We start from the raw sequence: 7,738 nt of genomic DNA, 5'->3' as shown, positions 1-7,738 counted from the left end.
CCCCCCCCCCCCCCCCCCCCCCCCCCCCCCCCCCACTTTTGGTTTGCCCTAGTTGTCCGACCCCAGTTGTGAGCGAACGGCACTCTCGTCGCCTCAGATGCGCCGAAAGGCGCGTTCGCTCAGGGCAGGGGACCGAATTCAGAGCGCCCGTCGCTGAAGATGCAGCGCCTCGAGGAACTGCGCCGGCAGATCCTGCTCGAGGATTTCGTCGTCAGGATGCGGTAGCGCTTTGATTTTGGCGAACTCGTCGTTGAGTCGTTCCATCTTGACATCGAGACGGTGTGCCGCGGCAGCAGCCTCGGTGAGTTCGTCGAGGAGTTCGACGGGAACCTCGCGGTTGTACTTGTAATAGATCTTGTGCTCGAGGCTCGCCCAGAAATCCATCGCGATCGTGCGGATCTGAAGTTCGATCGGTACGTGCCTGACGCGGTCACTCATGAAAACCGGGACCTCGACGATCAAGTGCAAGCTCTTGTAGCCGTTGGGTTTCGGATCGGCGATGTAGTCCTCGCGCTCGATCACCCGAAGGTCCGTCTGGCTGGTGAGCATCTCGGCGATTCGGTACGTGTCGGAAATGAAGCTGCAGGTGATACGTACTCCAGCGATGTCGAAGATGTTCTTCGAGATGTCGTCGATCGTCAGCGGGACGTTCAGGCGTTGAGCCTTTCGCAGGATGCTGTCCGGTGACTTGACTCGTGACGTGACGTGTTCGATGGGGCTGTACTGATTGATGTGAGTGAACTCGTCCTTGAGGATGTTCACCTTGGTCATCAGTTCGGAGATTCCGAATTGGTACAACATCATGAAGCGGGAGAACTCGGTCCGCAGTTCGGCGAAATCGGCCCTGCTGACCCCACTGCTGTCTTCCACGTCCGGCACCCTCATCTGTTAGCTGGTGTAACCAGTCTGCCACCGATTGTGCCGTGTCCGGTTTCAGTGGGTGCGCAGTGCGGCGAGCGTCATATCCCGCAGGACGCGACGCGCGCGTGCCGGCGAAGCGGGGTTGGCGCTGTGAGGGGTCGAGTTGATCAGACCGAAGGTGGCATGCGCTTTGATTCGTGCGTCCGCCTGATCGAGTTGGGGATCGAGTTGCTCGAGGACTCCGACCCACACCTCGACGTACTTGCGCTGCGTCTGGCGTACCTGTCGACGCGCGTCGGCCGGCAGGCTTTCGAGGTCGCGGTCCTGGATGCGGATCAGGTCCGGCTCGCCGAGCGCGAAGTCGAGGTGGAACTCCACCAGTGCGTCGAGTGCGGCGCTCGGTGAGTCCGCTGCCTCCGCCGCCGCAGAGCCGCCTTCGTGCAGGCGCGTGCTGATGCCGACGAGAAGTTCCACGAGGACGGCGTCCTTGTTCGGAAAGTGCCGGTACACGGCCGGGCCGCTGATGCCGACGGCCGCGCCGAGGTCTTCGAGTCGCACACTCACGAATCCGCGCTCGGCGATCAACCGGGCGGCGGCGTCCAAGAGTTGACGTCGACGGTCGGCCTTCATCTGATCGCGTCGCGTCGGAGCTGCTACCTGCTCAGAGGTCATTCTCTCGATCTTTCTTCGCTTGTGTTCTGGACAACTCAGTTAATCATAGTTAATCTAGTTTCAGTTATCGAGCATTAACTCATGGCGAAGGCGGCGGGATGACTCCCAGTGGAATCACGCAAGGATCGGGCTACCGGTCCGATCACACCGTTCTGGTGGACGAACTGAAGAAGAAACTGGCGCAAGCAGCGCTGGGTGGCAACGAGCGCTCTCGCGAGCGTCACGTGAGCAGAGGGAAGTTGCTGCCGCGAGATCGCGTCGACTCGCTGCTCGACCAGGGCAGCCCGTTCCTCGAGTTGTCCCCACTGGCGGCCAACGGCCTGTACGACGACGAGTGCCCGGGCGCCGGCGTCATCACCGGTATCGGTCGTGTGTCGGGCCGCGAGTGCGTGATCGTTGCCAATGACGCAACGGTCAAGGGCGGCACGTACTACCCGATGACGGTGAAGAAGCACCTGCGCGCGCAGGAAGTTGCGCTGCAGAACAACCTTCCCTGCATCTACCTCGTCGACTCCGGCGGCGCCTTCCTGCCGCGCCAGGACGAGGTCTTCCCGGACCGTGAGCACTTCGGCCGGATCTTCTACAACCAGGCGACCATGAGCGCCAAGGGGATTCCCCAGATCGCCGCAGTTCTCGGTTCGTGCACCGCGGGAGGCGCCTACGTGCCCGCGATGAGCGACGAAGCAGTGATCGTCCGCAACCAGGGCACCATCTTCCTCGGCGGACCGCCGCTCGTGAAGGCTGCCACCGGTGAGATCGTGACGGCGGAAGAGCTCGGCGGCGGCGACCTGCACTCCAAGGTTTCCGGCGTCACCGACCACCTGGCCGAGGACGACCGCGACGCACTTCGGATCGTGCGCAACATCATTGCCACGCTCGGCCCCCGCTCCGAGCGCCCGTGGGACGTCATCTCCACGGTTCCGCCCGTCGCCGATCAGAGCGAGCTGTACGACGTCGTTCCGACTGATCCCCGTACTCCGTACGACGTGCACGAGGTCATCACCAAGCTCGTCGACGGTGGCGCGTTCCAGGAGTTCAAGGCTGAATACGGCAAGACGCTCGTCACCGGTTTCGCGCACATCGAGGGCCACCCGGTCGGCATCATCGCCAACAACGGCGTGCTCTTCGGCGAATCCGCCATGAAGGGAGCACATTTCATCGAACTGTGTGACAAGCGCAGTGTGCCGCTGCTGTTCCTGCAGAACATCGCAGGCTTCATGGTAGGACGCGACTACGAGGCCGGCGGCATCGCCAAGCATGGCGCCAAGATGGTCACGGCAGTCGCGTGTGCACGGGTCCCCAAGCTGACAGTCGTCATCGGCGGCTCGTACGGCGCCGGCAACTACTCCATGTGTGGACGCGCGTATTCACCTCGCTTCCTGTGGATGTGGCCGAACGCGCGCATCTCGGTCATGGGCGGCGAGCAGGCCGCGTCGGTGCTCTCGACGGTTCGTAGTGACCAGCTCGACAGCGCGGGTAATCCGTGGTCGGCCGAGGACGAAGAATCCTTCAAGGCGCCGATCCGCGAGCAGTACGAGGCTCAGGGCAATCCGTACTACTCCACTGCGCGGCTGTGGGATGACGGTGTCATCGATCCCGCAGATACCAGAACTGTTCTCGGCCTGGCCCTTTCGGTGTGCGCGAACGCGCCGATCGAGCCGGTCTCCTACGGCGTCTTCCGGATGTGAGCGAAATGACTGAGTTGCGCACTATCGATACTGTTCTCGTGGCCAACCGCGGTGAGATCGCGGTTCGCGTGATCCGCACGTTGCGTGAGTTGGGAATTCGCAGCGTCGCCGTCTACAGCGACGCCGACGCGAATGCTCGCCACGTCCGCGAGGCCGACACTGCCGTCAACATCGGACCGGCCGCGGCGCGTGAAAGCTACCTCGTCATCGACAAGGTCATCGACGCTGCCAAGTCCACCGGTGCTCAGGGTATTCACCCCGGTTACGGCTTCCTGTCGGAGAACTCGGCGTTCTCGGCTGCCTGTGCGGCTGCCGGAATCGCCTTCCTCGGCCCCTCCGAGCACGCCATCGAGGTGATGGGTGACAAGATCACCGCGAAGAACGCCGTTGCCGCGTTCGACGTGCCGGTGGTCCCGGGTATCGCTCGCCCCAATCTGACCGACGAAGAACTGATCGCAGCGGCCGAGGACATCGGCTACCCGGTGTTGGTCAAGCCTTCGGCCGGCGGAGGCGGCAAGGGAATGCGTCTGGTCGAGGATCCGGCCAATCTGGCCGAGGCTCTTCGCAGTGCCCGCCGTGAGGCCGCGTCGTCGTTCGGCGACGACACCCTGTTCCTCGAGCGATTCGTCCTGCGGCCCCGGCACATCGAGGTCCAGGTTCTCGCCGACCAGCACGGCAACGTCGTTCACCTCGGTGAGCGCGAATGCAGCCTGCAGCGGCGTCACCAGAAGGTCATCGAAGAGGCTCCGTCGCCGCTGCTCGATCAGGTGACCCGTGACCGGATCGGCGCGGCAGCCTGCAACACCGCTCGAAGCGTCGATTACACCGGCGCCGGCACCGTGGAGTTCATCGTCTCCGCCGACAAGCCGGACGAGTTCTTCTTCATGGAGATGAACACCCGCCTGCAGGTCGAGCATCCCGTCACCGAAATGGTGACCGGACTGGATCTGGTCGAATGGCAGGTCCGTGTGGCAGCGGGAGAGAAGTTGGCCTTCTCCCAGAGTGACATCACGCTGACCGGGCACGCCATCGAAGCTCGTGTGTACGCGGAGGATCCGGGCCGTGGATTCCTGCCGACGGGCGGCCGCGTCGTCGATCTGGTCGAGCCGTCAGGTTCCGGCGTGCGCGTCGATTCCGGACTGCTCGCGGGCACCGTCGTCGGCAGTGACTACGACCCGATGCTCAGCAAGGTCATCGCCCACGCTCCCGACCGCGCGGGCGCACTGCGCAAGCTCGATCGCGCACTCGGTGACACCGCAGTGCTCGGAGTCGTGACCAACATCGAATTCGCACGGTTCCTCCTCGCTGATCCGGATGTGATCGCGGGCAACCTCGACACCGGTCTGCTCGATCGTCGCGTCGAAGACTTTGTCGCAGCCGACGCCTCCGACGAGGTGCTCATTGCTGCCGCGGCGTATCGCTGGCTCTCGCGGTGGACAACCTCGGAATGCGTTGATCCCTGGGATGTCCCGAGTGGGTGGCGCGTCGGAACTCCCGCTCCGACCAGCATCAGGCTCTCCGCCGGCACCCGAACGGCGCACGTTGCGATCGTCGGCGTTCCCGCGGATGCAAAGGTCGAGGTCGAAGGTTCACAGCCTCGCGCATTCAGCGCGACCCTGACGGGATCCGAACTGGCGGTGGTGATCGACGGACGTCGACGCACGTTTGTCGTCGCCGAGACCGATGGTGGTCTGTGGCTGGCAGGCGGCGGAACCTGGCACGTGCGCGAGGTTGCCGAAGTCAGCGTTCGCGGTGAGGACAAGCACGCCGGTGACGCCGAAATCGCCAGCCCCATGCCCGGTGCCGTCATCGCAGTCAACGTCGAGAACGGCGCGGCAGTGAGCGCGGGACAACCACTCGTCGTGGTCGAGGCCATGAAGATGGAGCACTCCTTGACGTCCCCGATCGACGGGATCGTGGAAGTGCTTGTCCGTCAGGGCGATCAGGTGATGGTGGATCAGGTTTTGGCCCGCGTGGTACCTGTCACGGACGAAGAGACTGCAGAAGTAAAGACCGAGAACACGACGCAGAAGGAAGACGCCTGATGTCCGATTACCTTGCCACCGGAGCGCTTCCGGACGAATACCAGCAGCTCGCCAAGACGGTTGCAGATTTCGCGAAGACCGTAGTGGCACCGGTTGCTGCCGAGCACGACGCCAACCACACCTTCCCGTACGAGGTAGTGGCCGGGATGGCCGACATGGGACTGTTCGGCCTGCCGTTTCCCGAGGAGTACGGCGGAATGGGCGGCGACTACTTCGCACTCTGCCTGGCGCTCGAAGAGCTGGGCAAGGTCGACCAGAGCGTCGCGATCACTCTCGAAGCTGGTGTGTCCCTTGGTGCCATGCCGATCTACCGTTTCGGTAACGAGGCACAGAAGCAGGAGTGGCTTCCGCAGCTCACCAGCGGCAAGTCGTTGGCTGCCTTCGGCCTGACCGAACCCGGTGCGGGTAGCGACGCCGGCGGCACCAAGACCACCGCGAAGTTCGACAGCGGTGAGTGGATCATCAACGGCAACAAGCAGTTCATCACCAACTCGGGCACCGACATCACCAAGCTCGTGACGGTCACCGCGGTCACGGGTGTCAAGGACGGCGGCAAGAAGGAGATCTCGACGATCCTCGTGCCGACCACGACGCCCGGCTTCACGGCCGAACCGGCGTACAACAAAGTCGGTTGGAACGCATCCGACACCCATCCGCTCACGTTCGCCGATGTTCGTGTCCCCGAAGAGAATCTGCTCGGTGAGCGCGGCCGCGGCTACGCGAACTTCCTGCGCATCCTCGACGAAGGCCGCATCGCTATTTCCGCGTTGAGCGTCGGTGCCGCCCAGGGCTGCGTCGACGAGTCGATCAAGTACGCCAAGGAACGCGAGGCGTTCGGTCGCCCCATCGGACACAACCAGGCCATTGCGTTCAAGATCGCGCGTATGGAGGCTCGTGCCCACGTCGCACGTACCGCGTACTACGACGCGGCCGCACTCATGTTGTCGGGCAAGCCGTTCAAGAAGCAGGCGTCTATCGCCAAGCTGATTTCCTCCGAAGCTGCCATGGACAACGCCCGTGACGCCACGCAGATCCACGGCGGATACGGCTTCATGAACGAGTACGCCGTCGCGCGCCACTACCGTGACAGCAAGATCCTCGAAATTGGTGAGGGAACGACCGAGGTGCAGTTGATGCTCATCGCTCGTGAGGCAGGGCTGTGACGAACCCCAAGAAGATCACTCAGCGCGGGCTCTGGTTCGAGGAGTTCGAGGTCGGCGCGATCTACGAGCATCGCCCAGGCCGGACGGTGACCGAGGCTGACAACGTCCTGTTCACGACTTTGACCATGAACACGCAGGCGTTGCATCTCGATGCCGCGTACAGCGAGGACACTCAATTCGGTGTGCGGCTGGTCAATTCGATGTTCACCCTGTCGACCATCGTCGGCCTGTCCGTCGCGCAGTTGACGCAGGGCACCATCGTGGCGAACCTCGGTTTCTCCGAGATCAGCTTCCCGAAGCCGCTCTTTCACGGCGACACCTTGTATGCCGAGACGCTCATCGCGGACAAGCGCGAATCGAAGAGCCGTCCAGGTGAAGGCATCGTGACGCTCGTGCACACCGGGCGTAACCAGCACGGTGACGTCGTCGCACTGGCCACGCGCAAGACACTGGTGCAACTGCGTCCGGCAGAGGTGTCCTCATGACGTGGACGCCGCCGGGGCCGGCGTGGTTGTTCTGCCCGGCGGATCGTCCCGAGCGCTATGCGAAGGCCGTGGCTGTTGCCGACGTCGTGATCCTCGATCTCGAAGACGGTGTGGCTCCGGCCGACAAGGAAGCCGCACGTGCAGCCCTGATCGACACGCCTCTCGATCCGGAGCGGACGGTCGTGCGCGTCAATCCGGTCGGTACACCTGATCACGAACTCGATCTGATCGCGCTGGACGGCACACACTATTCGCGTCTCATGCTGTCCAAGTGCGAATCGGCCGAGGACGTCCTCTCGCTCGCACCGGCGGACGTGGTTGCGCTCGTCGAGTCCCCGCGAGGAGCCCTCGCCGTGGCCGACATCGCGCTTGCTGCGAACGCCATCGGTGTCATGTGGGGAGCCGAGGATCTTGTGGCAGGTCTCGGCGGTAATTCGAGCAGGCACCCGAACGGTTCGTACCGCGACGTTGCCAAGCATGTCCGATCGACGTCTCTCCTGGCCGCGAAGAGCTACGGCCGGTTGGCTGTCGATTCCGTGTACCTCGACATCAAGGACCTCGTCGGCCTGGGCGTGGAGTCCGCTGATGCCGTCGCAGTCGGCTTCGACGTGAAGGTTGCGATCCATCCGAGTCAGGTCGAGGTCATCCGCGGGGCCTTCGCACCTTCGGAAAAAGAGATCGACTGGGCCACACGAGTGCTTGCCGCGGTGTCTACTGAACGTGGTGTGTTCGCGTTCGAGGGCAAGATGGTCGACGCTCCCGTTCTCCGTCACGCCGAGAAGCTTCTTCACCGAGCCGGAATCTTTCAGCAGAAGGAGAACTAA

At 63.4% G+C, this 7,738-nt stretch carries 7 protein-coding genes; 5 read left to right on the top strand and 2 right to left on the bottom strand.

Going from position 1 to position 7,738, the window contains the following annotated elements:
• Positions 1–138 precede the first annotated feature (138 nt).
• Both ACN50D_RS30765 and ACN50D_RS30760 read right to left on the bottom strand, forming a co-directional pair.
• Positions 139–885, bottom strand: a complete 747-nt coding sequence (locus ACN50D_RS30765) for a GTP pyrophosphokinase (RefSeq protein ID WP_064443342.1) — start codon at positions 883–885, stop codon at positions 139–141.
• A 48-nt stretch (positions 886–933) separates the two neighbouring features.
• Positions 934–1,533, bottom strand: coding sequence for a TetR/AcrR family transcriptional regulator (locus ACN50D_RS30760; protein ID WP_003941968.1), 600 nt, complete (start codon positions 1,531–1,533; stop codon positions 934–936).
• A gap of 98 nt (positions 1,534–1,631) precedes the next feature.
• Here ACN50D_RS30760 and ACN50D_RS30755 point away from each other — a divergent pair, with 98 nt between their 5' ends.
• Genes ACN50D_RS30755 through ACN50D_RS30735 form a run of 5 tightly spaced genes read left to right on the top strand, consistent with a single transcriptional unit; the run spans position 1,632 to position 7,738 of the window.
• Positions 1,632–3,221, top strand: coding sequence for a carboxyl transferase domain-containing protein (locus ACN50D_RS30755; protein WP_042453308.1), 1,590 nt, complete (start codon positions 1,632–1,634; stop codon positions 3,219–3,221).
• A 5-nt stretch (positions 3,222–3,226) separates the two neighbouring features.
• Complete coding sequence (locus ACN50D_RS30750) at positions 3,227–5,266, top strand: acetyl-CoA carboxylase biotin carboxylase subunit (protein WP_007730189.1); 2,040 nt, start codon at positions 3,227–3,229, stop codon at positions 5,264–5,266.
• On the top strand, positions 5,266–6,429 hold the full coding sequence (locus ACN50D_RS30745; RefSeq protein WP_007730190.1) for an acyl-CoA dehydrogenase family protein: 1,164 nt from the start codon (positions 5,266–5,268) through the stop codon (positions 6,427–6,429). Before ACN50D_RS30750 ends, ACN50D_RS30745 begins: the two co-directional genes overlap by 1 nt.
• Positions 6,426–6,914 (top strand): MaoC family dehydratase, encoded by a 489-nt coding sequence (locus ACN50D_RS30740; RefSeq protein ID WP_003942078.1) that lies wholly within the window; start codon positions 6,426–6,428, stop codon positions 6,912–6,914. Before ACN50D_RS30745 ends, ACN50D_RS30740 begins: the two co-directional genes overlap by 4 nt.
• The gene (locus ACN50D_RS30735; RefSeq protein ID WP_118606278.1) at positions 6,911–7,738 is read left to right on the top strand and encodes an HpcH/HpaI aldolase/citrate lyase family protein; all 828 of its coding nucleotides are present in this window, start codon (positions 6,911–6,913) and stop codon (positions 7,736–7,738) included. The genes ACN50D_RS30740 and ACN50D_RS30735 overlap by 4 nt, the downstream gene beginning before the upstream one ends.

This window comes from Rhodococcus sp. SB1D, assembly GCF_048573875.1.
GTDB classification, from domain to species: Bacteria; Actinomycetota; Actinomycetes; order Mycobacteriales; family Mycobacteriaceae; genus Rhodococcus_F; species Rhodococcus_F qingshengii.
Note: the sequence above shows the minus strand (reverse complement) of the source record. Positions and strands in the feature narration are given on the sequence as shown.